At 58.1% G+C, this 24,594-nt stretch carries 18 protein-coding genes and 6 pseudogenes; 16 read left to right on the forward strand and 8 right to left on the reverse strand.

Features of this window, described 5'->3' with window-relative positions; translation table 11 throughout:
• Positions 1–214: 214 nt before the first annotated feature.
• Positions 215–454, reverse strand: coding sequence for a SymE family type I addiction module toxin (locus tag GTU79_RS01890; RefSeq protein WP_214513660.1), 240 nt, complete (start codon positions 452–454; stop codon positions 215–217).
• A gap of 109 nt (positions 455–563) precedes the next feature.
• A pseudogene (locus GTU79_RS01895) lies at positions 564–896 on the reverse strand (helix-turn-helix domain-containing protein); the annotation flags it as partial.
• Positions 897–1,028: 132 nt separating this feature from the next.
• Here GTU79_RS01895 and GTU79_RS01900 point away from each other — a divergent pair.
• The 5 genes from GTU79_RS01900 to GTU79_RS30025 all read left to right on the forward strand — a co-directional run bounded on the left by GTU79_RS01900 (position 1,029) and on the right by GTU79_RS30025 (position 7,231).
• Positions 1,029–4,049, forward strand: a complete 3,021-nt coding sequence (locus GTU79_RS01900) for a CHC2 zinc finger domain-containing protein (protein ID WP_214513662.1) — start codon at positions 1,029–1,031, stop codon at positions 4,047–4,049.
• Positions 4,042–5,172: a site-specific tyrosine recombinase XerC gene (xerC, locus tag GTU79_RS01905; protein ID WP_214513663.1), complete on the forward strand. Its 1,131-nt coding sequence runs from the start codon at positions 4,042–4,044 to the stop codon at positions 5,170–5,172. Before GTU79_RS01900 ends, xerC (GTU79_RS01905) begins: the two co-directional genes overlap by 8 nt.
• A 32-nt stretch (positions 5,173–5,204) precedes the next feature.
• Positions 5,205–5,468 carry a type II toxin-antitoxin system ParD family antitoxin gene (locus GTU79_RS01910; RefSeq protein WP_214513664.1) on the forward strand — a complete coding sequence of 88 codons (264 nt, stop codon included), beginning with the start codon at positions 5,205–5,207 and terminating at the stop codon, positions 5,466–5,468.
• A complete protein-coding gene (locus GTU79_RS01915) occupies positions 5,465–5,776 on the forward strand; it encodes a type II toxin-antitoxin system RelE/ParE family toxin (protein ID WP_214513665.1) in 312 nt (103 codons plus the stop codon). Before GTU79_RS01910 ends, GTU79_RS01915 begins: the two co-directional genes overlap by 4 nt.
• 921 nt (positions 5,777–6,697) lie before the next feature.
• On the forward strand, positions 6,698–7,231 hold the full coding sequence (locus GTU79_RS30025) for a hypothetical protein (protein WP_253073474.1): 534 nt from the start codon (positions 6,698–6,700) through the stop codon (positions 7,229–7,231).
• Between the two features lie 521 nt (positions 7,232–7,752).
• Here GTU79_RS30025 and GTU79_RS01925 read toward each other — a convergent pair.
• On the reverse strand, positions 7,753–7,992 hold the full coding sequence (locus GTU79_RS01925; RefSeq protein WP_214513660.1) for a SymE family type I addiction module toxin: 240 nt from the start codon (positions 7,990–7,992) through the stop codon (positions 7,753–7,755).
• A 76-nt stretch (positions 7,993–8,068) separates the two neighbouring features.
• Positions 8,069–8,434 carry a helix-turn-helix domain-containing protein gene (locus GTU79_RS01930; protein ID WP_338091487.1) on the reverse strand — a complete coding sequence of 122 codons (366 nt, stop codon included), beginning with the start codon at positions 8,432–8,434 and terminating at the stop codon, positions 8,069–8,071.
• A gap of 132 nt (positions 8,435–8,566) precedes the next feature.
• Between GTU79_RS01930 and GTU79_RS01935 the strand changes: the two are divergent.
• From GTU79_RS01935 to GTU79_RS01955, 5 genes and pseudogenes are all read left to right on the forward strand, one after another.
• Positions 8,567–11,577 (forward strand): annotated as a pseudogene (locus tag GTU79_RS01935) (CHC2 zinc finger domain-containing protein).
• The gene (xerC, locus tag GTU79_RS01940) at positions 11,570–12,700 is read left to right on the forward strand and encodes a site-specific tyrosine recombinase XerC (protein ID WP_214513663.1); all 1,131 of its coding nucleotides are present in this window, start codon (positions 11,570–11,572) and stop codon (positions 12,698–12,700) included. Before GTU79_RS01935 ends, xerC (GTU79_RS01940) begins: the two are co-directional and overlap by 8 nt.
• A 32-nt stretch (positions 12,701–12,732) precedes the next feature.
• Positions 12,733–12,996, forward strand: a complete 264-nt coding sequence (locus GTU79_RS01945; RefSeq protein ID WP_214513664.1) for a type II toxin-antitoxin system ParD family antitoxin — start codon at positions 12,733–12,735, stop codon at positions 12,994–12,996.
• On the forward strand, positions 12,993–13,304 hold the full coding sequence (locus tag GTU79_RS01950) for a type II toxin-antitoxin system RelE/ParE family toxin (protein ID WP_214513665.1): 312 nt from the start codon (positions 12,993–12,995) through the stop codon (positions 13,302–13,304). The genes GTU79_RS01945 and GTU79_RS01950 overlap by 4 nt, the downstream gene beginning before the upstream one ends.
• A gap of 922 nt (positions 13,305–14,226) precedes the next feature.
• A complete protein-coding gene (locus GTU79_RS01955) occupies positions 14,227–14,898 on the forward strand; it encodes a hypothetical protein (RefSeq protein WP_214513667.1) in 672 nt (223 codons plus the stop codon).
• A gap of 382 nt (positions 14,899–15,280) precedes the next feature.
• Here GTU79_RS01955 and GTU79_RS01960 read toward each other — a convergent pair whose 3' ends face one another.
• Entirely contained in the window at positions 15,281–15,520 is a 240-nt protein-coding gene (locus GTU79_RS01960; protein WP_214513660.1) for a SymE family type I addiction module toxin, read from the reverse strand.
• A 76-nt stretch (positions 15,521–15,596) separates the two neighbouring features.
• Entirely contained in the window at positions 15,597–15,962 is a 366-nt protein-coding gene (locus GTU79_RS01965) for a helix-turn-helix domain-containing protein (protein WP_338091487.1), read from the reverse strand.
• 132 nt (positions 15,963–16,094) lie between these two features.
• Here GTU79_RS01965 and GTU79_RS01970 point away from each other — a divergent pair.
• From GTU79_RS01970 to GTU79_RS01985, 4 genes and pseudogenes are all read left to right on the forward strand, one after another.
• A pseudogene (locus GTU79_RS01970) lies at positions 16,095–19,108 on the forward strand (CHC2 zinc finger domain-containing protein).
• A pseudogene (gene xerC / locus GTU79_RS01975) lies at positions 19,101–20,229 on the forward strand (site-specific tyrosine recombinase XerC). The pseudogenes GTU79_RS01970 and xerC (GTU79_RS01975) overlap by 8 nt, the downstream one beginning before the upstream one ends.
• 32 nt (positions 20,230–20,261) lie before the next feature.
• Positions 20,262–20,524 (forward strand): annotated as a pseudogene (locus GTU79_RS01980) (type II toxin-antitoxin system ParD family antitoxin).
• On the forward strand, positions 20,521–20,832 hold the full coding sequence (locus tag GTU79_RS01985; RefSeq protein ID WP_214513665.1) for a type II toxin-antitoxin system RelE/ParE family toxin: 312 nt from the start codon (positions 20,521–20,523) through the stop codon (positions 20,830–20,832). Before GTU79_RS01980 ends, GTU79_RS01985 begins: the two are co-directional and overlap by 4 nt.
• Before the next feature lie 198 nt (positions 20,833–21,030).
• On the opposite strand, the pseudogene GTU79_RS01990 reads toward GTU79_RS01985, so the two are convergent.
• Positions 21,031–22,235, reverse strand: a pseudogene (locus tag GTU79_RS01990) (IS256 family transposase).
• 840 nt (positions 22,236–23,075) lie between these two features.
• On the opposite strand from GTU79_RS01990, the gene GTU79_RS01995 reads away from it, so the two are divergent.
• Both GTU79_RS01995 and GTU79_RS30965 read left to right on the forward strand, forming a co-directional pair.
• Positions 23,076–23,567 (forward strand): hypothetical protein, encoded by a 492-nt coding sequence (locus tag GTU79_RS01995; protein ID WP_253073475.1) that lies wholly within the window; start codon positions 23,076–23,078, stop codon positions 23,565–23,567.
• A 133-nt stretch (positions 23,568–23,700) separates the two neighbouring features.
• Entirely contained in the window at positions 23,701–23,829 is a 129-nt protein-coding gene (locus GTU79_RS30965) for a ParB N-terminal domain-containing protein (protein ID WP_275956913.1), read from the forward strand.
• A gap of 597 nt (positions 23,830–24,426) precedes the next feature.
• Here GTU79_RS30965 and GTU79_RS02000 read toward each other — a convergent pair.
• Positions 24,427–24,591, reverse strand: a complete 165-nt coding sequence (locus tag GTU79_RS02000) for a SymE family type I addiction module toxin (RefSeq protein WP_203523014.1) — start codon at positions 24,589–24,591, stop codon at positions 24,427–24,429.
• Between the last annotated feature and the right edge of the window lie 3 nt (positions 24,592–24,594).

Raw genomic sequence — 24,594 nt, forward strand, 5'->3', positions numbered from 1 at the left:
GTTGGTGTCTATGGCGGTTCCGTGGCGGGTGGTGGGATAATTATTGCGAAGATTTTCAATGTTAGGGTTTTGACTCTGTTAGTTTATTAATTTGTTCTGCTACTTCTTACTATAGGCATTGGGCTAAATAATATTATTGATGAATCCTAGAAATTTGCGATTTTCCTTTAAATCCCGGCCCCCAAGCCGGGATTTTATCTTACAGGCCAGCCCGTTACTCCGCCTCAGTCACTATCACCAATCTTCCCGGTTCCACCATCACCCGTACGGCTTGATCGGTGGGAAACCCCGCCTCCATAAGCCACTGGCCCTTGAGATGCAGACTGGGGCTGCGGCTGTAATAGGTTGTCATCCGGGTCGCCCGCGTCTCGTGCCGGACACTGATATACCCGACCTTCAGCCGTCGCTGTGCTTTGGAAATACCTGTTTCTGACTTACAATCGTGCTTAGCCATGGTAACTATCCTCATTAGTTGCTTGTGGTCAGCGGGGTTGAGGTGCTCGTAACACCTCCGCCCCGCGCTGAATAACNNAGCTCTTCTCTTTAGCCGCTGTTTTACCAACGCGCGTCACGGTCTGGGTAACCTGACTCTTCACAATCATCGCATCGAGTACGGCTTTAGCCACCTCACGATCTTCCTCGGGCATGGCGGCCACCGCCTCAAAACGTAGCTTCATATCATCTTCCGGCTCACGCTCGCCGGGTTCGAACAACAGAAAATCCGCCGTGACGTGCAGGATAATCGCCAGCTTCTTGAGGGCATCGGCAGTAGGTAAAGAGCTACCGGCTTCGTAGCGCTTAATCTGCTGGACATGAATGCCGGTCGCGTCGGACAGGCCTTGTTGCGTGAGTCCGCGCTGCTTACGCAACGTGACAATGCGCTGGGAGAAACTCATGATGATTAACCAGTAATGAACGTTGTCCATGATAGTAACCCCCTCGGTTAAGCTGACTTGACTAAAGTATATTATAGTGTACCATAAAAGTACACTATATTAGTCTTGACAGGTTTTTACAGGAGTAACGCGATGGCCCGCATCCCCAAGGAAGAACTGGATGAACTCAAGCAGAAGATCTGCCTGCTGGGTCTGGCGGAATCGCAGGGCCATAAAACGCACAAGCAAGGCAGGGACTTCGTGTTGCTGTGCCCGTTCCATCAGGAGAACACCCCATCCTGCGTCATCAGCCCGAAAAAAAACCTGTTCCACTGCTTCGGCTGCGCGGCGGCGGGGTCGGTGCTGGACTGGGTGATGCACACGGAACGGTTGCCGCTGCCGGCGGCGGTGGCGTGGTTGCGGCGCTATGCGGGCAGCGTACCGGGGCGGGTGCTGGATCCGGTGTACGAACCGGCGAAGGTGGCGCATCCGCCGCTGGCCGATCTGGATGATGACGGCCAGGCGCTGCTGAGCCAGACGGTGGACTTTTACCACCGCAACCTGCTCCAGTCGCCGGAGGCGGTGCAGTNGCTGAGCAAACGCGGGCTGAACCATCCTGAGCTGGTCAGTCACTTCCGGTTGGGGTTCGCCGGGGCGCACGGCGTGGCAGGCGTCCTGCCGTCCACTCATGCCAATGAAGGCAAGCGGCTGCGTTCCCGGCTTACCGCGTTGGGCGTGCTGCGTGAAAGCACCCGTCAGGATCACTTCCGCGGCTGCCTGGTGGTGCCGGTGACGGGCTGGTCGGAGAGTTACGATCCGGCGGCGCGTGGCCGGATACAGCAGCTTTACGGGCGCAGAACCTTGGTTGACAGCCAGATCAAGAAGGGATCGCCCCGGCATCTTTATCTGCCGTCGCCGTTGACGGGCGTCTGGAACGAGCCGGCGCTGAAAGGGGCTGCCGAGGTTATCTTGTGCGAAGCGCTTCTTGACGCCATGACCTTCTGGTGCGCGGGCTACCGCAACGTGATCGCGGCGTTCGGCTGCAACGGCTTCACGGCGGGCCATCTGGCGGCGTTGCAATATCACGGGGTGAAGCGGGTGCTGATCGCCTTCGATCGTGACGAGGCCGGGGATCGGGGGGCGGAGGCGGTGGCCGGTAAGCTTCACGACGCTGGGATCGAGGCATGGCGTATCCGGTTCCCGGCGGGGATGGATGCGAACGAATACGCGCTCAGAAGCGGCAATACGCCCGGCACGATGAACATGGCGGTAGAACAAGCGGTGCGGATGGACAGCGGCGCGGGCGTTGCGACAGGCACGGTGCTTACCGGCAGTAACCCTTCTTCTTTAGCCGCCTTGCCGGGCATGCAGCCGGCCCCCGCCGCGCCTGACATCCCCTATGAAACCACGTCCGCCGGTGAGCTGTTGTTACGCTGCGGCCCGCGAGTGTGGCGGGTGCGGGGCTGGCGGAAGAACGCGCTGGCCGAGGTAATGAAGGTCAATGTGCAGGTGCGCGATGAGACCAGCGGAGCCTTCCATGTGGACAGCCTGGACATGTACCACGCCAAACAACGCCAGGGCTATATCACCGTCGCTGCCGGCGAGCTGGGGTGTGAAACGTCGGTCATCAAGCGCGAATGCGGCCGGGTGTTGCTGATGCTGGAGCAAAAGCAGGATGAGACCCGGCAGGCGGCGGCAGAGACTGAGGGCGCATCGGTTGCCACGGTCTCGGCGGAAGATGAAAAAGCCGCCCTGGTCTTGCTCAAATCCCCCGACCTGGCGGAGCGTATCGTCAATGACCTGGCCGCCTGCGGCGTGGTGGGTGAAGCCACCAATCTGCTGACCGGCTATCTGGCGGCCACTTCGCGCAAGCTGGCCAGCCCGCTGGCGGTGCTTATCCAGTCTTCGAGCGCGGCAGGGAAATCTTCGCTGATGGACGCGGTGCTGAACCTGATGCCGCCGGAAGAGCGGGTGCAGTACAGCGCGATGACCGGCCAGAGCCTGTATTACCTGGGGGAGAACAGCCTGCAACATAAAATCCTGGCGATAGCCGAAGAAGAAGGGGTCAGGCAGGCTGCCTATGCGCTGAAGCTCTTACAATCGGACGGCGAGCTGAATATCGCCAGTACCGGCAAGAACGAGCAGAGCGGCGAACTGGTGACGCGTGAATACCGCGTCAAAGGGCCGGTGATGCTGATGCTGACCACCACGGCGATAGATGTGGACGAAGAGCTGCTCAATCGCTGCCTGGTGCTGACGGTGAACGAATCACGCGAGCAGACGCAGGCGATACAGGCGCTTCAGCGGCATAAACAGACGCTGGCGGGCTTGTTGGGCGAGAGTGAAAAAGGTTATCTGACACAGTTGCACCAAAACGCCCAGCGGCTGTTGCGCCCGCTAAAGGTCGTGAATCCCTATGCCGACCGGCTGACGTTCCTGTCAGATAAAACCCGCACCCGGCGCGACCATATGAAATACCTGACCTTAATCCAGAGCATCACGCTGCTGCACCAGTACCAGCGGGCGGTAAAAAAGGTCGAGCATCGCGGGCAGGTTATCGAATATATCGAGGTGACGGCGGAGGATATCGCGTTGGCTAACCGGCTAGCGCACGAGGTGCTGGGCAGGACGCTGGATGAGATGCCGCCGCAGACGCGCCGGTTACTGGTGTGGCTGAAGGGCTGGGTGAGCGAACAGGCGCAAGGTCAGGCGCTGAAAACAGACGAGCTGCGCTTTACCCGGCGCGATGTCCGCGCGGCGCTGGGCTGGGGCGATACGCAGCTGAAAATCCACCTTGCCCGGCTGCTGGAAATGGAATACCTGCTGCTGTTCCGGCGCGGGCTGACCTATGAATACGGCTTGCTGTGGGATGGCGAGGAGAACGACAGCCCCCATCTGAGCGGGTTGCTGGACGCGGACGCCTTGCCTGACAGGCCGGTCACGATGGCAGGCAATGTGAACCGGTCGGGGTCTGACGCTGACCGGTCGGCCTGCGGTCGGGGTACGGTCGGCGGTCGGTCGGGCAATGAAAAAGCGGCATCAGCCCAGGCTGGGCAAGGCTCGGCGGAGAAGCCGGACGGCCTTGAGCCCAACGCGGTAATAAGAGAAAAAAATAACGGTGCAGCGGCCCATGCCGCCCTGTCGAGCGGCGTGACGGAGGTGACCCATGGCTAACCGCAAACCCCGCCCCGGCGCGTTGCTGAGCGTCGACGACATCTACCGCCAACCCATCGGCCCGGCCGACGACCCCAAGAGCCTGTATGCGCTGCTGTTGCGGTTCGTGGCGTGGCGGCGGGAGCGCAACTGGTCGGAGACCACGCTCAAGACGCAGACCCATCACCAGTATCACTTCATCCTATGGGCCGTCGAGCGCGGACTGCATCACGGCGCTGACATTACCCGGCCCATCCTGGAGCGTTACCAGCGTCATCTGTACCAGTACCGCAAGACCAACGGCGAGCCGCTGAGTTCGCGCACCCAGCGCAGCCAGCTGGAGCCGTTGAAGGTGTGGTTCCGCTGGATGAGCAAACACAACCTGATACTGGCCAATCCGGCCGCCGACCTGGAGCTGCCGAAGCTGGAAAAGCACCTGCCGCGCCATATCCTGAGCGTGGAGGATGTGGAGCGGGTGCTGAGCCTGCCGGACCTGGAGACGCCACAAGGTCAACGCGACCGGGCGCTGATGGAGCTGCTGTGGTCGACGGGGCTTAGGCGCGCTGAAGTGGCCAGGCTTGACCTCTACAGCGTGGACGGGAGCCGTAAAACGGTGACGGTACGCCAGGGCAAGGGCAAAAAAGACCGGGTTATCCCGATAGGAGAACGGGCGCTGCGTTGGGTAGAGCACTACAAGCAACAGGTGCGCCCGGCGCTTGTCATCAATCCGGCCATCACCGCGCTGTTCGTGGCGCTGGACGGCGTGGAAGGCTTAACGGTCAACGGTATCAGCTATGTGGTGGGCCGCTACATCAAAACGTCCGGTGTCGCCCGGTGGGGCAGTTGCCACCTGTTCCGCCACGCGATGGCCACGCAAATGCTGGAAAACGGCGCGGACGTGCGCTGGATACAGGCGATGCTGGGCCACGCCAGCCTGGAGAGTACGCAAATCTACACGCAGGTGAGCATCAAGGCGCTGTCGGCGGTGCATGCGTCGACGCATCCGGCAGAGCAGACGCAGAGCGAAGGGCCGGACGGTGGCGACGATGAAGACACCGGACTGCTGGCCGACTTGATGGCAGAAGATGAAACACCCATGAGGGGGGTTGACGCTAAACAAAACACCAAAGATACTAACAGATAGTAATAGATAATATCTTGAGTCTGGAGGCAACCATGACAACCAGTATCGCGCTGAGTCCTCACTTCGAAGAGTTTATCCGCGCGCAAATCGACAGTGGCCGTTATAACAATGTCAGCGAAGTCATCCGCGCCGGCTTGCGTTCGCTGGAAGAGCATGAACAACAACAGAAACTCGACGCGTTACGTGCAGCGGTAGAGCTGGGCGCGAACAGCGGTGAGGGCAAAACGGTAGAAGAGGTGTTCGGCCCCTTGCTGCAAAAATATCGGCGCATGATGGAAGATAATAAAGCGCAATGAGACTAAGAATATCCCCGTTGGCGGGGCAAGATATCGCCGCGATAGGCGATTACATCGCGCAGGATAACCCAACACGGGCGTTCAGCTTTACCCATGAGCTGCTCGAGCAATGTAAGCTGATAGGTGAAAATCCCTGTATCTACCGCGAACGCCCAGAGTTAGGAAAAAGCCGGAGAAGCTGCACTTACGGACGCTATGTCCTGATATACGACACACGAGACGATGAGGTGCTTATCGAGCGCGTCCTGCATGGCTCTCGTGATATCGACGGTCTGGGCTCATGGTCATCGGATGAGCTTAAAAGTTAGCTCGCTCCCTAGCAGTCCGCCGGTGTAGGTTGACAGGCAAGAGGCGCGCCCTCCTGGCGCACCTCTTGCCCCTGACCGACCGTGCTCCGGCGGTCAATGCCGCCCGGCCGGCACTGGGCTGGGTGCGTTATGCCGGAGCCGTTGCCGGCCGGTCGTCATTAACCATAACGTTGCGTTACGCGAAAGCCCCTGAACGGGGCCAACGCGTAACAAACGTTATAGCTGCGCCGATAAGCCTGGGGCGCTTCGCTACTGCCTCAACCACGCAACGCGGCTGGCCGCCGGTATCGGCCCCTTAGCCCGGCGTGACGCACAGGGCGGCGCCGTTGCCCGGCTTGCCCTCTGCTGCAAACCTCGGTTATCCCCTTAGCCCCGCCGGTGGGGCCGCCGTCCCTGGCGGCGTCAACGCCGGTGCCCATCCTCAGCAAACATCCAGGTCAACGACAAAGGGGCTGTCGGCCTGACGGCCTCCGCTTCAAGGCTACATGCCCGCCCGGCTGCGTCTGCCCGTCACGGCTCGCAGTCGCTGCGCTCTGCTCGTTCCCGTGCCGGCCAGCTTGCGCTACCCGCCCCGGTCCGGCGCGGTCATGCAAACCCTCCTTCCCTTAGCCGTCCGTGTCTCAAAGCGCCGCGCAACGTCGCTTGCGGGCTTCGCCAGCCCACGCCCGGCAGACGGTTCGCCGGGCCGCAGGCAAGCTGCGCCCCGCCTCACCGCCGCGATGTAAAAACCGCTTCGTATAAGAACCTGAGAGAAAAGCGTTGATACGCTGCTCTGGCAACGGCGCGTAAACAGGCGAAAAAGGCGCGTCGGGGCCTTCGGTCCGACAGGGTAAAGGACACTGGAGAAAACGCCGTCTAACGAGCTGATAGCACAACGAAAAATGACGTTCGATGAGAGGGCTTACATCAGGTGACGTTGTTGTGGAGAATAACTCACTGGGCGGGGCGGCAGCGGGTTCCGGGCTTGGACTGTGGCTGGGTGAGATACCGGACTGCGATACGGAATGTAAGGCCCAACTGGCCGGGGATATCGCGCAAGGAAATGCCAAGGTGTCGGCTCATCTGGCGGGGACAATCGGTCTGGCCATGTTGCCCGGTGGAGCGCAGGTTGCTGCCGGCATCGGCAGTGGTGCGAATGCCGCAATACAATATGCTGTGGATGGTGAAGTTAGTTACACCGATGCGCTAATTGCAGGTTGGGTCGGTGGTTTAACGGCTACATCTGGTTTTGGGGTAACGGTGGGGGTGAATGCGGTTGGCGGTGCGGCGTCAAATGCTATTAAAGGGGATGACCCGTTAACTGGGGCTATAACTAGTGGGTTGGGTGCCGTAGGAGGATACGGTATCGGTAAAGGCGCAATATTGGGATCTAACGCTATCGGTAAATATGCAACCAAGGGTTGGAACCCGAAATTTGATCCTAACCATCTCAAGTACAGAGAAGTTAAGGATTAATGGGAATCTCTAAGGAGATGTCCCCGAGCAAAATTCCTGGAGTAGCAGGCAACGTTGGATCATCAGCAGCTACGGAAATTGGTACTAAGATACTAGAAAAGCGCGTTGAGAAGCTGAAGACTCAAAACGATGAATAAATATTCTCAGTACAATGTCTTATTACCACAATGTATATTTATATTTTGTGCATTTGTTATTGGGATGATTATAATAAGCGTTATTAGTCTACTGGGTTTTGTATTTTTAATGGGATAATTACAGGTATTTATGAATTGGATGGGGATTATATAATGTTAGCCGTTAAAGTTGGTGTCTATGGCGGTTCCGTGGCGGGTGGTGGGATAATTATTGCGAAGATTTTCAATGTTAGGGGTTTTTGACTCTGTTAGTTTATTAATTTGTTCTGCTACTTCTTACTATAGGCATTGGGCTAAATAATATTATTGATGAATCCTAGAAATTTGCGATTTTCCTTTAAATCCCGGCCCCCAAGCCGGGATTTTATCTTACAGGCCAGCCCGTTACTCCGCCTCAGTCACTATCACCAATCTTCCCGGTTCCACCATCACCCGTACGGCTTGATCGGTGGGAAACCCCGCCTCCATAAGCCACTGGCCCTTGAGATGCAGACTGGGGCTGCGGCTGTAATAGGTTGTCATCCGGGTCGCCCGCGTCTCGTGCCGGACACTGATATACCCGACCTTCAGCCGTCGCTGTGCTTTGGAAATACCTGTTTCTGACTTACAATCGTGCTTAGCCATGGTAACTATCCTCATTAGTTGCTTGTGGTCAGCGGGGTTGAGGTGCTCGTAACACCTCCGCCCCGCGCTGAATAACTTAGCTCTTCTCTTTAGCCGCTGTTTTACCAACGCGCGTCACGGTCTGGGTAACCTGACTCTTCACAATCATCGCATCGAGTACGGCTTTAGCCACCTCACGATCTTCCTCGGGCATGGCGGCCACCGCCTCAAAACGTAGCTTCATATCATCTTCCGGCTCACGCTCGCCGGGTTCGAACAACAGAAAATCCGCCGTGACGTGCAGGATAATCGCCAGCTTCTTGAGGGCATCGGCAGTAGGTAAAGAGCTACCGGCTTCGTAGCGCTTAATCTGCTGGACATGAATGCCGGTCGCGTCGGACAGGCCTTGTTGCGTGAGTCCGCGCTGCTTACGCAACGTGACAATGCGCTGGGAGAAACTCATGATGATTAACCAGTAATGAACGTTGTCCATGATAGTAACCCCCTCGGTTAAGCTGACTTGACTAAAGTATATTATAGTGTACCATAAAAGTACACTATATTAGTCTTGACAGGTTTTTACAGGAGTAACGCGATGGCCCGCATCCCCAAGGAAGAACTGGATGAACTCAAGCAGAAGATCTGCCTGCTGGGTCTGGCGGAATCGCAGGGCCATAAAACGCACAAGCAAGGCAGGGACTTCGTGTTGCTGTGCCCGTTCCATCAGGAGAACACCCCATCCTGCGTCATCAGCCCGAAAAACCTGTTCCACTGCTTCGGCTGCGCGGCGGCGGGTCGGTGCTGGACTGGGTGATGCACACGGAACGGTTGCCGCTGCCGGCGGCGGTGGCGTGGTTGCGGCGCTATGCGGGCAGCGTACCGGGGCGGGTGCTGGATCCGGTGTACGAACCGGCGAAGGTGGCGCATCCGCCGCTGGCCGATCTGGATGATGACGGCCAGGCGCTGCTGAGCCAGACGGTGGACTTTTACCACCGCAACCTGCTCCAGTCGCCGGAGGCGGTGCAGTGGCTGAGCAAACGCGGGCTGAACCATCCTGAGCTGGTCAGTCACTTCCGGTTGGGGTTCGCCGGGGCGCACGGCGTGGCAGGCGTCCTGCCGTCCACTCATGCCAATGAAGGCAAGCGGCTGCGTTCCCGGCTTACCGCCTTGGGCGTGCTGCGTGAAAGCACCCGTCAGGATCACTTCCGCGGCTGCCTGGTGGTGCCGGTGACGGGCTGGTCGGAGAGTTACGATCCGGCGGCGCGTGGCCGGATACAGCAGCTTTACGGGCGCAGAACCTTGGTTGACAGCCAGATCAAGAAGGGATCGCCCCGGCATCTTTATCTGCCGTCGCCGTTGACGGGCGTCTGGAACGAGCCGGCGCTGAAAGGGGCTGCCGAGGTTATCTTGTGCGAAGCGCTTCTTGACGCCATGACCTTCTGGTGCGCGGGCTACCGCAACGTGATCGCGGCGTTCGGCTGCAACGGCTTCACGGCGGGCCATCTGGCGGCGTTGCAATATCACGGGGTGAAGCGGGTGCTGATCGCCTTCGATCGTGACGAGGCCGGGGATCGGGGGCGGAGGCGGTGGCCGGTAAGCTTCACGACGCTGGGATCGAGGCATGGCGTATCCGGTTCCCGGCGGGGATGGATGCGAACGAATACGCGCTCAGAAGCGGCAATACGCCCGGCACGATGAACATGGCGGTAGAACAAGCGGTGCGGATGGACAGCGGCGCGGGCGTTGCGACAGGCACGGTGCTTACCGGCAGTAACCCTTCTTCTTTAGCCGCCTTGCCGGGCATGCAGCCGGCCCCGCCGCGCCTGACATCCCTATGAAACCACGTCCGCCGGTGAGCTGTTGTTACGCTGCGGCCCGCGAGTGTGGCGGGTGCGGGCTGGCGGAAGAACGCGCTGGCCGAGGTAATGAAGGTCAATGTGCAGGTGCGCGATGAGACCAGCGGAGCCTTCCATGTGGACAGCCTGGACATGTACCACGCCAAACAACGCCAGGGCTATATCACCGTCGCTGCCGGCGAGCTGGGGTGTGAAACGTCGGTCATCAAGCGCGAATGCGGCCGGGTGTTGCTGATGCTGGAGCAAAAGCAGGATGAGACCCGGCAGGCGGCGGCAGAGACTGAGGGCGCATCGGTTGCCACGGTCTCGGCGGAAGATGAAAAGCCGCCCTGGTCTTGCTCAAATCCCCGACCTGGCGGAGCGTATCGTCAATGACCTGGCCGCCTGCGGCGTGGTGGGTGAAGCCACCAATCTGCTGACCGGCTATCTGGCGGCCACTTCGCGCAAGCTGGCCAGCCCGCTGGCGGTGCTTATCCAGTCTTCGAGCGCGGCAGGGAAATCTTCGCTGATGGACGCGGTGCTGAACCTGATGCCGCCGGAAGAGCGGGTGCAGTACAGCGCGATGACCGGCCAGAGCCTGTATTACCTGGGGGAGAACAGCCTGCAACATAAAATCCTGGCGATAGCCGAAGAAGAAGGGGTCAGGCAGGCTGCCTATGCGCTGAAGCTCTTACAATCGGACGGCGAGCTGAATATCGCCAGTACCGGCAAGAACGAGCAGAGCGGCGAACTGGTGACGCGTGAATACCGCGTCAAAGGGCCGGTGATGCTGATGCTGACCACCACGGCGATAGATGTGGACGAAGAGCTGCTCAATCGCTGCCTGGTGCTGACGGTGAACGAATCACGCGAGCAGACGCAGGCGATACAGGCGCTTCAGCGGCATAAACAGACGCTGGCGGGCTTGTTGGGCGAGAGTGAAAAAGGTTATCTGACACAGTTGCACCAAAACGCCCAGCGGCTGTTGCGCCCGCTAAAGGTCGTGAATCCCTATGCCGACCGGCTGACGTTCCTGTCAGATAAAACCCGCACCCGGCGCGACCATATGAAATACCTGACCTTAATCCAGAGCATCACGCTGCTGCACCAGTACCAGCGGGCGGTAAAAAAGGTCGAGCATCGCGGGCAGGTTATCGAATATATCGAGGTGACGGCGGAGGATATCGCGTTGGCTAACCGGCTAGCGCACGAGGTGCTGGGCAGGACGCTGGATGAGATGCCGCCGCAGACGCGCCGGTTACTGGTGTGGCTGAAGGGCTGGGTGAGCGAACAGGCGCAAGGTCAGGCGCTGAAAACAGACGAGCTGCGCTTTACCCGGCGCGATGTCCGCGCGGCGCTGGGCTGGGGCGATACGCAGCTGAAAATCCACCTTGCCCGGCTGCTGGAAATGGAATACCTGCTGCTGTTCCGGCGCGGGCTGACCTATGAATACGGCTTGCTGTGGGATGGCGAGGAGAACGACAGCCCCCATCTGAGCGGGTTGCTGGACGCGGACGCCTTGCCTGACAGGCCGGTCACGATGGCAGGCAATGTGAACCGGTCGGGGTCTGACGCTGACCGGTCGGCCTGCGGTCGGGGTACGGTCGGCGGTCGGTCGGGCAATGAAAAAGCGGCATCAGCCCAGGCTGGGCAAGGCTCGGCGGAGAAGCCGGACGGCCTTGAGCCCAACGCGGTAATAAGAGAAAAAAATAACGGTGCAGCGGCCCATGCCGCCCTGTCGAGCGGCGTGACGGAGGTGACCCATGGCTAACCGCAAACCCCGCCCCGGCGCGTTGCTGAGCGTCGACGACATCTACCGCCAACCCATCGGCCCGGCCGACGACCCCAAGAGCCTGTATGCGCTGCTGTTGCGGTTCGTGGCGTGGCGGCGGGAGCGCAACTGGTCGGAGACCACGCTCAAGACGCAGACCCATCACCAGTATCACTTCATCCTATGGGCCGTCGAGCGCGGACTGCATCACGGCGCTGACATTACCCGGCCCATCCTGGAGCGTTACCAGCGTCATCTGTACCAGTACCGCAAGACCAACGGCGAGCCGCTGAGTTCGCGCACCCAGCGCAGCCAGCTGGAGCCGTTGAAGGTGTGGTTCCGCTGGATGAGCAAACACAACCTGATACTGGCCAATCCGGCCGCCGACCTGGAGCTGCCGAAGCTGGAAAAGCACCTGCCGCGCCATATCCTGAGCGTGGAGGATGTGGAGCGGGTGCTGAGCCTGCCGGACCTGGAGACGCCACAAGGTCAACGCGACCGGGCGCTGATGGAGCTGCTGTGGTCGACGGGGCTTAGGCGCGCTGAAGTGGCCAGGCTTGACCTCTACAGCGTGGACGGGAGCCGTAAAACGGTGACGGTACGCCAGGGCAAGGGCAAAAAAGACCGGGTTATCCCGATAGGAGAACGGGCGCTGCGTTGGGTAGAGCACTACAAGCAACAGGTGCGCCCGGCGCTTGTCATCAATCCGGCCATCACCGCGCTGTTCGTGGCGCTGGACGGCGTGGAAGGCTTAACGGTCAACGGTATCAGCTATGTGGTGGGCCGCTACATCAAAACGTCCGGTGTCGCCCGGTGGGGCAGTTGCCACCTGTTCCGCCACGCGATGGCCACGCAAATGCTGGAAAACGGCGCGGACGTGCGCTGGATACAGGCGATGCTGGGCCACGCCAGCCTGGAGAGTACGCAAATCTACACGCAGGTGAGCATCAAGGCGCTGTCGGCGGTGCATGCGTCGACGCATCCGGCAGAGCAGACGCAGAGCGAAGGGCCGGACGGTGGCGACGATGAAGACACCGGACTGCTGGCCGACTTGATGGCAGAAGATGAAACACCCATGAGGGGGGTTGACGCTAAACAAAACACCAAAGATACTAACAGATAGTAATAGATAATATCTTGAGTCTGGAGGCAACCATGACAACCAGTATCGCGCTGAGTCCTCACTTCGAAGAGTTTATCCGCGCGCAAATCGACAGTGGCCGTTATAACAATGTCAGCGAAGTCATCCGCGCCGGCTTGCGTTCGCTGGAAGAGCATGAACAACAACAGAAACTCGACGCGTTACGTGCAGCGGTAGAGCTGGGCGCGAACAGCGGTGAGGGCAAAACGGTAGAAGAGGTGTTCGGCCCCTTGCTGCAAAAATATCGGCGCATGATGGAAGATAATAAAGCGCAATGAGACTAAGAATATCCCCGTTGGCGGGGCAAGATATCGCCGCGATAGGCGATTACATCGCGCAGGATAACCCAACACGGGCGTTCAGCTTTACCCATGAGCTGCTCGAGCAATGTAAGCTGATAGGTGAAAATCCCTGTATCTACCGCGAACGCCCAGAGTTAGGAAAAAGCCGGAGAAGCTGCACTTACGGACGCTATGTCCTGATATACGACACACGAGACGATGAGGTGCTTATCGAGCGCGTCCTGCATGGCTCTCGTGATATCGACGGTCTGGGCTCATGGTCATCGGATGAGCTTAAAAGTTAGCTCGCTCCCTAGCAGTCCGCCGGTGTAGGTTGACAGGCAAGAGGCGCGCCCTCCTGGCGCACCTCTTGCCCCTGACCGACCGTGCTCCGGCGGTCAATGCCGCCCGGCCGGCACTGGGCTGGGTGCGTTATGCCGGAGCCGTTGCCGGCCGGTCGTCATTAACCATAACGTTGCGTTACGCGAAAGCCCCTGAACGGGGCCAACGCGTAACAAACGTTATAGCTGCGCCGATAAGCCTGGGGCGCTTCGCTACTGCCTCAACCACGCAACGCGGCTGGCCGCCGGTATCGGCCCCTTAGCCCGGCGTGACGCACAGGGCGGCGCCGTTGCCCGGCTTGCCCTCTGCTGCAAACCTCGGTTATCCCCTTAGCCCCGCCGGTGGGGCCGCCGTCCCTGGCGGCGTCAACGCCGGTGCCCATCCTCAGCAAACATCCAGGTCAACGACAAAGGGGCTGTCGGCCTGACGGCCTCCGCTTCAAGGCTACATGCCCGCCCGGCTGCGTCTGCCCGTCACGGCTCGCAGTCGCTGCGCTTTGCTCGTTCCCGTGCCGGCCAGCTTGCGCTACCCGCCCCGGTCCGGCGCGGTCATGCAAAACCCTCCTTCCCTTAGCCGTCCGTGTCTCAAAGCGCCGCGCAACGTCGCTTGCGGGCTTCGCCAGCCCACGCCCGGCAGACGGTTCGCCGGGCCGCAGGCAAGCTGCGCCCCGCCTCACCGCCGCGATGTAAAAACCGCTTCGTATAAGAACCTGAGAGAAAAGCGTTGATACGCTGCTCTGGCAACGGCGCGTAAACAGGCGAAAAAGGCGCGTCGGGGCCTTCGGTCCGACAGGGTAAAGGACACTGGAGAAAACGCCGTCTAACGAGCTGATAGCACAACGAAAAATGACGTTCGATGAGAGGGCTTACATCAGGTGACGTTGTTGTGGAGAATAACTCACTGGGCGGGGCGGCAGCGGGTTCCGGGCTTGGACTGTGGCTGGGTGAGATACCGGACTGCGATACGGAATGTAAGGCCCAACTGGCCGGGGATATCGCGCAAGGAAATGCCAAGGTGTCGGCTCATCTGGCGGGGACAATCGGTCTGGCCATGTTGCCCGGTGGAGCGCAGGTTGCTGCCGGCATCGGCAGTGGTGCGAATGCCGCAATACAATATGCTGTGGATGGTGAAGTTAGTTACACCGATGCGCTAATTGCAGGTTGGGTCGGTGGTTTAACGGCTACATCTGGTTTTGGGGTAACGGTGGGGGTGAATGCGGTTGGCGGTGCGGCGTCAAATGCTATTAAAGGGGATGACCCGTTAACTGGGGCTATAACTAGTGGGTTGGGTGCCGTAGGAGGATACGGTATCGGTAAAGGCGCAATATTGGGATCTAACGCTATCGGTAAATATGCAACCAAGGGTTGGAACCCGAAATTTGATCCTAACCATCTCAAGTACAGAGAAGTTAAGGGATTAATGGGAATCTCTAAGGAGATGTCCCCGAGCAAAATTCCTGGAGTAGCAGGCAACGTTGGATCATCAGCAGCTACGGAAATTGGTACTAAGATACTAGAAAAGCGCGTTGAGAAGCTGAAGACTCAAAACGATGAATAAATATTCTCAGTACAATGTCTTATTACCACAATGTATATTTATATTTTGTGCATTTGTTATTGGGATGATTATAATAAGCGTTATTAGTCTACTGGGTTTTGTATTTTTAATGGGATAATTACAGGTATTTATGAATTGGATGGGGATTATATAATGTTAGCCGTTAAAGTTGGTGTCTATGGCGGTTCCGTGGCGGGTGGTGGGATAATTATTGCGAAGATTTTCAATGTTAGGGTTTTGACTCTGTTAGTTTATTAATTTGTTCTGCTACTTCTTACTATAGGCATTGGGCTAAATAATATTATTGATGAATCCTAGAAATTTGCGATTTTCCTTTAAATCCCGGCCCCCAAGCCGGGATTTTATCTTACAGGCCAGCCCGTTACTCCGCCTCAGTCACTATCACCAATCTTCCCGGTTCCACCATCACCCGTACGGCTTGATCGGTGGGAAACCCCGCCTCCATAAGCCACTGGCCCTTGAGATGCAGACTGGGGCTGCGGCTGTAATAGGTTGTCATCCGGGTCGCCCGCGTCTCGTGCCGGACACTGATATACCCGACCTTCAGCCGTCGCTGTGCTTTGGAAATACCTGTTTCTGACTTACAATCGTGCTTAGCCATGGTAACTATCCTCATTAGTTGCTTGTGGTCAGCGGGGTTGAGGTGCTCGTAACACCTCCGCCCCGCGCTGAATAACTTAGCTCTTCTCTTTAGCCGCTGTTTTACCAACGCGCGTCACGGTCTGGGTAACCTGACTCTTCACAATCATCGCATCGAGTACGGCTTTAGCCACCTCACGATCTTCCTCGGGCATGGCGGCCACCGCCTCAAAACGTAGCTTCATATCATCTTCCGGCTCACGCTCGCCGGGTTCGAACAACAGAAAATCCGCCGTGACGTGCAGGATAATCGCCAGCTTCTTGAGGGCATCGGCAGTAGGTAAAGAGCTACCGGCTTCGTAGCGCTTAATCTGCTGGACATGAATGCCGGTCGCGTCGGACAGGCCTTGTTGCGTGAGTCCGCGCTGCTTACGCAACGTGACAATGCGCTGGGAGAAACTCATGATGATTAACCAGTAATGAACGTTGTCCATGATAGTAACCCCCTCGGTTAAGCTGACTTGACTAAAGTATATTATAGTGTACCATAAAAGTACACTATATTAGTCTTGACAGGTTTTTACAGGAGTAACGCGATGGCCCGCATCCCCAAGGAAGAACTGGATGAACTCAAGCAGAAGATCTGCCTGCTGGGTCTGGCGGAATCGCAGGGCCATAAAACGCACAAGCAAGGCAGGGACTTCGTGTTGCTGTGCCCGTTCCATCAGGAGAACACCCCATCCTGCGTCATCAGCCCGAAAAACCTGTTCCACTGCTTCGGCTGCGCGGCGGCGGGGTCGGTGCTGGACTGGGTGATGCACACGGAACGGTTGCCGCTGCCGGCGGCGGTGGCGTGGTTGCGGCGCTATGCGGGCAGCGTACCGGGGCGGGTGCTGGATCCGGTGTACGAACCGGCGAAGGTGGCGCATCCGCCGCTGGCCGATCTGGATGATGACGGCCAGGCGCTGCTGAGCCAGACGGTGGACTTTTACCACCGCAACCTGCTCCAGTCGCCGGAGGCGGTGCAGTGGCTGAGCAAACGCGGGCTGAACCATCCTGAGCTGGTCAGTCACTTCCGGTTGGGGTTCGCCGGGGCGCACGGCGTGGCAGGCGTCCTGCCGTCCACTCATGCCAATGAAGGCAAGCGGCTGCGTTCCCGGCTTACCGCGTTGGGCGTGCTGCGTGAAAGCACCCGTCAGGATCACTTCCGCGGCTGCCTGGTGGTGCCGGTGACGGGCTGGTCGGAGAGTTACGATCCGGCGGCGCGTGGCCGGATACAGCAGCTTTACGGGCGCAGAACCTTGGTTGACAGCCAGATCAAGAAGGGATCGCCCCGGCATCTTTATCTGCCGTCGCCGTTGACGGGCGTCTGGAACGAGCCGGCGCTGAAAGGGGCTGCCGAGGTTATCTTGTGCGAAGCGCTTCTTGACGCCATGACCTTCTGGTGCGCGGGCTACCGCAACGTGATCGCGGCGTTCGGCTGCAACGGCTTCACGGCGGGCCATCTGGCGGCGTTGCAATATCACGGGGTGAAGCGGGTGCTGATCGCCTTCGATCGTGACGAGGCCGGGGATCGGGGGGCGGAGGCGGTGGCCGGTAAGCTTCACGACGCTGGGATCGAGGCATGGCGTATCCGGTTCCCGGCGGGGATGGATGCGAACGAATACGCGCTCAGAAGCGGCAATACGCCCGGCACGATGAACATGGCGGTAGAACAAGCGGTGCGGATGGACAGCGGCGCGGGCGTTGCGACAGGCACGGTGCTTACCGGCAGTAACCCTTCTTCTTTAGCCGCCTTGCCGGGCATGCAGCCGGCCCCGCCGCGCCTGACATCCCTATGAAACCACGTCCGCCGGTGAGCTGTTGTTACGCTGCGGCCCGCGAGTGTGGCGGGTGCGGGCTGGCGGAAGAACGCGCTGGCCGAGGTAATGAAGGTCAATGTGCAGGTGCGCGATGAGACCAGCGGAGCCTTCCATGTGGACAGCCTGGACATGTACCACGCCAAACAACGCCAGGGCTATATCACCGTCGCTGCCGGCGAGCTGGGGTGTGAAACGTCGGTCATCAAGCGCGAATGCGGCCGGGTGTTGCTGATGCTGGAGCAAAAGCAGGATGAGACCCGGCAGGCGGCGGCAGAGACTGAGGGCGCATCGGTTGCCACGGTCTCGGCGGAAGATGAAAAGCCGCCCTGGTCTTGCTCAAATCCCCCGACCTGGCGGAGCGTATCGTCAATGACCTGGCCGCCTGCGGCGTGGTGGGTGAAGCCACCAATCTGCTGACCGGCTATCTGGCGGCCACTTCGCGCAAGCTGGCCAGCCCGCTGGCGGTGCTTATCCAGTCTTCGAGCGCGGCAGGGAAATCTTCGCTGATGGACGCGGTGCTGAACCTGATGCCGCCGGAAGAGCGGGTGCAGTACAGCGCGATGACCGGCCAGAGCCTGTATTACCTGGGGGAGAACAGCCTGCAACATAAAATCCTGGCGATAGCCGAAGAAGAAGGGGTCAGGCAGGCTGCCTATGCGCTGAAGCTCTTACAATCGGACGGCGAGCTGAATATCGCCAGTACCGGCAAGAACGAGCAGAGCGGCGAACTGGTGACGCGTGAATACCGCGTCAAAGGGCCGGTGATGCTGATGCTGACCACCACGGCGATAGATGTGGACGAAGAGCTGCTCAATCGCTGCCTGGTGCTGACGGTGAACGAATCACGCGAGCAGACGCAGGCGATACAGGCGCTTCAGCGGCATAAACAGACGCTGGCGGGCTTGTTGGGCGAGAGTGAAAAAGGTTATCTGACACAGTTGCACCAAAACGCCCAGCGGCTGTTGCGCCCGCTAAAGGTCGTGAATCCCTATGCCGACCGGCTGACGTTCCTGTCAGATAAAACCCGCACCCGGCGCGACCATATGAAATACCTGACCTTAATCCAGAGCATCACGCTGCTGCACCAGTACCAGCGGGCGGTAAAAAAGGTCGAGCATCGCGGGCAGGTTATCGAATATATCGAGGTGACGGCGGAGGATATCGCGTTGGCTAACCGGCTAGCGCACGAGGTGCTGGGCAGGACGCTGGATGAGATGCCGCCGCAGACGCGCCGGTTACTGGTGTGGCTGAAGGGCTGGGTGAGCGAACAGGCGCAAGGTCAGGCGCTGAAAACAGACGAGCTGCGCTTTACCCGGCGCGATGTCCGCGCGGCGCTGGGCTGGGGCGATACGCAGCTGAAAATCCACCTTGCCCGGCTGCTGGAAATGGAATACCTGCTGCTGTTCCGGCGCGGGCTGACCTATGAATACGGCTTGCTGTGGGATGGCGAGGAGAACGACAGCCCCCATCTGAGCGGGTTGCTGGACGCGGACGCCTTGCCTGACAGGCCGGTCACGATGGCAGGCAATGTGAACCGGTCGGGGTCTGACGCTGACCGGTCGGCCTGCGGTCGGGGTACGGTCGGCGGTCGGTCGGGCAATGAAAAAGCGGCATCAGCCCAGGCTGGGCAAGGCTCGGCGGAGAAGCCGGACGGCCTTGAGCCCAACGCGGTAATAAGAGAAAAAAATAACGGTGCAGCGGCCCATGCCGCCCTGTCGAGCGGCGTGACGGAGGTGACCCATGGCTAACCGCAAACCCGCCCCGGCGCGTTGCTGAGCGTCGACGACATCTACCGCCAACCCATCGGCCCGGCCGACGACCCCAAGAGCCTGTATGCGCTGCTGTTGCGGTTCGTGGCGTGGCGGCGGGAGCGCAACTGGTCGGAGACCACGCTCAAGACGCAGACCCATCACCAGTATCACTTCATCCTATGGGCCGTCGAGCGCGGACTGCATCACGGCGCTGACATTACCCGGCCCATCCTGGAGCGTTACCAGCGTCATCTGTACCAGTACCGCAAGACCAACGGCGAGCCGCTGAGTTCGCGCACCCAGCGCAGCCAGCTGGAGCCGTTGAAGGTGTGGTTCCGCTGGATGAGCAAACACAACCTGATACTGGCCAATCCGGCCGCCGACCTGGAGCTGCCGAAGCTGGAAAGCACCTGCCGCGCCATATCCTGAGCGTGGAGGATGTGGAGCGGGTGCTGAGCCTGCCGGACCTGGAGACGCCACAAGGTCAACGCGACCGGGCGCTGATGGAGCTGCTGTGGTCGACGGGGCTTAGGCGCGCTGAAGTGGCCAGGCTTGACCTCTACAGCGTGGACGGGAGCCGTAAAACGGTGACGGTACGCCAGGGCAAGGGCAAAAAAGACCGGGTTATCCCGATAGGAGAACGGGCGCTGCGTTGGGTAGAGCACTACAAGCAACAGGTGCGCCCGGCGCTTGTCATCAATCCGGCCATCACCGCGCTGTTCGTGGCGCTGGACGGCGTGGAAGGCTTAACGGTCAACGGTATCAGCTATGTGGTGGGCCGCTACATCAAAACGTCCGGTGTCGCCCGGTGGGGCAGTTGCCACCTGTTCCGCCACGCGATGGCCACGCAAATGCTGGAAAACGGCGCGGACGTGCGCTGGATACAGGCGATGCTGGGCCACGCCAGCCTGGAGAGTACGCAAATCTACACGCAGGTGAGCATCAAGGCGCTGTCGGCGGTGCATGCGTCGACGCATCCGGCAGAGCAGACGCAGAGCGAAGGGCCGGACGGTGGCGACGATGAAGACACCGGACTGCTGGCCGACTTGATGGCAGAAGATGAAACACCCATGAGGGGGGTTGACGCTAAACAAAACACCAAAGATACTAACAGATAGTAATAGATAATATCTTGAGTCTGGAGGCAACCATGACAACCAGTATCGCGCTGAGTCCTCACTTCGAAGAGTTTATCCGCGCGCAAATCGACAGTGGCCGTTATAACAATGTCAGCGAAGTCATCCGCGCCGGCTTGCGTTCGCTGGAAGAGCATGAACAACAACAGAAACTCGACGCGTTACGTGCAGCGGTAGAGCTGGGCGCGAACAGCGGTGAGGGCAAAACGGTAGAAGAGGTGTTCGGCCCTTGCTGCAAAAATATCGGCGCATGATGGAAGATAATAAAGCGCAATGAGACTAAGAATATCCCCGTTGGCGGGGCAAGATATCGCCGCGATAGGCGATTACATCGCGCAGGATAACCCAACACGGGCGTTCAGCTTTACCCATGAGCTGCTCGAGCAATGTAAGCTGATAGGTGAAAATCCCTGTATCTACCGCGAACGCCCAGAGTTAGGAAAAAGCCGGAGAAGCTGCACTTACGGACGCTATGTCCTGATATACGACACACGAGACGATGAGGTGCTTATCGAGCGCGTCCTGCATGGCTCTCGTGATATCGACGGTCTGGGCTCATGGTCATCGGATGAGCTTAAAAGTTAGCTCGCTCCCTAGCAGTCCGCCGGTGTAGGTTGACAGGCAAGAGGCGCGCCCTCCTGGCGCACCTCTTGCCCCTGACCGACCGTGCTCCGGCGGTCAATGCCGCCCGGCCGGCACTGGGCTGGGTGCGTTATGCCGGAGCCGTTGCCGGCCGGTCGTCATTAACCGGCCCTGTACATGATTCTGTGTAAATGCCTTTCCTCAGAAGTGACCGTCCAGGCGGTCACCGAACTCGATAATAAAGCGGCTCATCGCCATACGCCAGTCCTTCAGCGGCATCGTCCATTTCTGTGATGCTGCCTGGATCGCCAGCCACACCACCTTTTTCACTGAGTCGTCTGTCGGGAACACCTTACGCTTTTTGATCGCGTGGCGGATTACGCTGTTCAGCGACTCGATGGCGTTGGTCGTGTAGATCACCTTGCGGATGTCCGGTGGGTAGCCAAAGAACGTGGCAAGATTCGCCCAGTTTACCTGCCAGCTGCGGCTTATCTGCGGATAGCGGTTATCCCAGGCACTGGCGAACGCTTCCAGCGCTTGCAAGCCAGCCTCTTCCGTAGGCGCCTGATAGATGGCCTTCAGGTCCCGGGTGACGGCTTTGTAGTCCTTCCAGGAGACGAACCGCAGACTGTTGCGCACCATATGCACGATACACAGCTGGATACGCGCCTGCGGGTAGACCGCATTGATGGCGTCCGGGAAGCCTTTCAGACCGTCAACGCAGGCGATGAGAATATCGTTCAGACCGCGGTTTTTCAGCTCCGTCAGCACGTTCAGCCAGAACTTTGCCCTTCATTTTCGGCCAGCCACATCCCCAGCAACTCTTTCTGCCCTTCGATATTGATGCCCAGGGCCAGGAACACGGTTTTGTTGATGACGCGGCTATCTTGCCGAACTTTAAGTACGATACAGTCAAGGTAAACAATGGGATAGACAGTATCCAGTGGCCGATTTTGCCATTCTACAACCTGCTCCATCACGGCATCAGTCACCTTCGATACCAGCGCCGGCGAAACATCAGCGTCATACAATTCTTTAAACGCGGCGGCGATCTCGCGGGTGGTCATGCCTTTGGCGTACAACGACAGGATCTGGTTGTCCATGCCGGTGATCCGGGTCTGGTTTTTCTTCACCAATTGCGGTTCGAAGGACCCCTCTCGATCGCGCGGAGTACGCAGTTCCAGTGGCCCATCGCCGGTGGTTACTGTCTTAGCCGAGTAGCCGTTGCGGGCATTGGAGCCGGTCCTGGGCTGATTTTTATCGTAACCGAGGTGATGTGTCATTTCAGCGTTTAGAGCCGCCTCGACACTGATTTTTTCAGTAAGCGATCAAACTGGTTGAGATCTTCCGGGTTTTAAGATTTTGGCCAATTCGTTAGCCAGAGCCTGCAACTGTTTTTCGTCCATAAATTAACCTGTTTTTGATGTTGGATAGAAGATATCAAAATCAGGCAATTACACAAATCTATGTACAGGCTCCATTAACCATAACGTTGCGTTACGCGAAAGCCCCTGAACGGGGCCAACGCGTAACAAACGTTATAGCTGCGCCGATAAGCCTGGGGCGCTTCGCTACTGCCTCAACCACGCAACGCGGCTGGCCGCCGGTATCGGCCCCTTAGCCCGGCGTGACGCACAGGGCGGCGCCGTTGCCCGGCTTGCCCTCTGCTGCAAACCTCGGTTATCCCCTTAGCCCCGCCGGTGGGGCCGCCGTCCCTGGCGGCGTCAACGCCGGTGCCCATCCTCAGCAAACATCCAGGTCAACGACAAAGGGGCTGTCGGCCTGACGGCCTCCGCTTCAAGGCTACATGCCCGCCCGGCTGCGTCTGCCCGTCACGGCTCGCAGTCGCTGCGCTTCTTGCTCGTTCCCGTGCCGGCCAGCTTGCGCTACCCGCCCCGGTCCGGCGCGGTCATGCAAAACCCTCCTTCCCTTAGCCGTCCGTGTCTCAAAGCGCCGCGCAACGTCGCTTGCGGGCTTCGCCAGCCCACGCCCGGCAGACGGTTCGCCGGGCCGCAGGCAAGCTGCGCCCCGCCTCACCGCCGCGATGTAAAAACCGCTTCGTATAAGAACCTGAGAGAAAAGCGTTGATACGCTGCTCTGGCAACGGCGCGTAAACAGGCGAAAAAGGCGCGTCGGGGCCTTCGGTCCGACAGGGTAAAGGACACTGGAGAAAACGCCGTCTAACGAGCTGATAGCACAACGAAAAATGACGTTCGATGAGAGGGCTTACATCAGGTGACGTTGTTGTGGAGAATAACTTCCTTAATGCAAAGCAGGCTTTGGATCTTGATAAGGAATTGTCGGAATGTCGAGAATCGGGCGGCGATTGTAGTGCTGTCGTCGATAAATATAAAGCTTTGAGTGATAAGCAGAGTGCAGAAACAAACGAAAAATTAAAAGACTTCCCGCTTGAAGCCCAAGTCATTGACAAGGAATTGGCTCTGGGTGGTATAAGTATGGCGGATCGTCCTAGCTGGATGGGTAAAATTCCCGGCGTGGATGTGATGACCAATGAAGAGGCAAAAGCTTACGTTCGACAATGGAACGGTCAAGATCTCAAGAACATAGATACAAATAGTCCTGGCTGGACGAAATTTGCAGCCTTTGCATCAGATCCCGAGAATCAGGCAGCGGTAGTATCAATGGGCCTACTGAGCAAGGATCTCGTTCATTTAGCAAAACCACTTTATCATCACAATCTTATCCTGTTGCTCTTAAGAGTTTACAAACAGGATTAAGAGATCCTGCATATATCGATAAATTGAAGAAGGATATGTTGAACGGAGAATTCAAATTCTCGGAGTCTAAAGGGCGTATTGCCGGTTATATTGATAACCAAGGGCGTTTTATATAACAGAGGGTAATCATCGTATGGTTGCAGCTCAAGAAATTTATAAGCAAACTGGCGATGCTTCACATATTGAAAAATTAATAAAGAATGGTGTATGGACTGAAAGTAAGAAAGCTCCTGCCGGAGCTGTTAAGATGCCTAAGCGTTAGCCGTGGAGATGGGAGATGAGAAAGTTAGAAATATACGTAAAATGTTTGAGCTAATTTTACCATACATTAGAAGCATTCAGTCGCAAAATGCTAAGGTAAAATCTCATGATTTATCTTGCTTTTTGAGGCTGAGCTTATACATAATCTACCAAAAGTCTCTTAGAAGAAGGTATTACAGAACATGACGTATGGTTTTTAAATTACCAGGCAAAATATTACTTTCAACATTGTAATGATGATATATCCCCTAATTATAATCAAAATATAAAGTATATTAAGGAGTTATTTAATTTGGTTCCAGAGGAATTAAAACCGGAGTTGTTATGGCCAGGTCCATAGAAAATGGCCAAAAATTACGAGCTGTGGTCCTATGTTTACGTCTAAATAAATTGGATGCAACTCGCCAGAACCAAATTCAAAAACTTACATATTGACGAAGCCGCATATAAAAGGTTCTTTAAAATCCTTAAGGCATAAGGGCATATGGACCCTGATTTTTATTAATATGTTATTCCCGGGAATCACGCCGGGGTTGTCGAATATCAATAGTATAATCCCGGCCTTCTACGCCGGGATCTTATCTTACATGCCAACCTGTTACCCCGCCTCAGGCAATATCACCAGTCGTCCCGGCTCCACCATCACCCGCACGGGCTGGCCGGTGGCGAATCCGGCTTCGCCCAGCCAATCCCCCTTGAGGTATAGACCGGGGTGACGACTGTAATAGGTAGGCACCGCCGCCGTGGTGACCGGCGGCGTCATTGG

The sequence above is a fragment of the Sodalis ligni genome (genome assembly GCF_016865525.2).
Taxonomy (GTDB): domain Bacteria; phylum Pseudomonadota; class Gammaproteobacteria; order Enterobacterales; family Enterobacteriaceae; genus Acerihabitans; species Acerihabitans ligni.

What these genes read in the sequence shown, in the direction of transcription:
- GTU79_RS01890 (WP_214513660.1), bottom strand. Translation starts at nt 454, where the DNA reads ATGGCTAAGCACGATTGTAAGTCAGAAACAGGTATTTCCAAAGCACAG.
- xerC (WP_214513663.1), top strand. Translation starts at nt 4,042, where the DNA reads ATGGCTAACCGCAAACCCCGCCCCGGCGCGTTGCTGAGCGTCGACGAC.
- GTU79_RS01910 (WP_214513664.1), top strand. Translation starts at nt 5,205, where the DNA reads ATGACAACCAGTATCGCGCTGAGTCCTCACTTCGAAGAGTTTATCCGC.
- GTU79_RS01915 (WP_214513665.1), top strand. Translation starts at nt 5,465, where the DNA reads ATGAGACTAAGAATATCCCCGTTGGCGGGGCAAGATATCGCCGCGATA.
- GTU79_RS01925 (WP_214513660.1), bottom strand. Translation starts at nt 7,992, where the DNA reads ATGGCTAAGCACGATTGTAAGTCAGAAACAGGTATTTCCAAAGCACAG.
- GTU79_RS01930 (WP_338091487.1), bottom strand. Translation starts at nt 8,434, where the DNA reads ATGAGTTTCTCCCAGCGCATTGTCACGTTGCGTAAGCAGCGCGGACTC.
- xerC (WP_214513663.1), top strand. Translation starts at nt 11,570, where the DNA reads ATGGCTAACCGCAAACCCCGCCCCGGCGCGTTGCTGAGCGTCGACGAC.
- GTU79_RS01945 (WP_214513664.1), top strand. Translation starts at nt 12,733, where the DNA reads ATGACAACCAGTATCGCGCTGAGTCCTCACTTCGAAGAGTTTATCCGC.
- GTU79_RS01950 (WP_214513665.1), top strand. Translation starts at nt 12,993, where the DNA reads ATGAGACTAAGAATATCCCCGTTGGCGGGGCAAGATATCGCCGCGATA.
- GTU79_RS01960 (WP_214513660.1), bottom strand. Translation starts at nt 15,520, where the DNA reads ATGGCTAAGCACGATTGTAAGTCAGAAACAGGTATTTCCAAAGCACAG.
- GTU79_RS01965 (WP_338091487.1), bottom strand. Translation starts at nt 15,962, where the DNA reads ATGAGTTTCTCCCAGCGCATTGTCACGTTGCGTAAGCAGCGCGGACTC.
- GTU79_RS01985 (WP_214513665.1), top strand. Translation starts at nt 20,521, where the DNA reads ATGAGACTAAGAATATCCCCGTTGGCGGGGCAAGATATCGCCGCGATA.
- GTU79_RS30965 (WP_275956913.1), top strand. Translation starts at nt 23,701, where the DNA reads ATGGTTGCAGCTCAAGAAATTTATAAGCAAACTGGCGATGCTTCACAT.
- GTU79_RS02000 (WP_203523014.1), bottom strand. Translation starts at nt 24,591, where the DNA reads ATGACGCCGCCGGTCACCACGGCGGCGGTGCCTACCTATTACAGTCGT.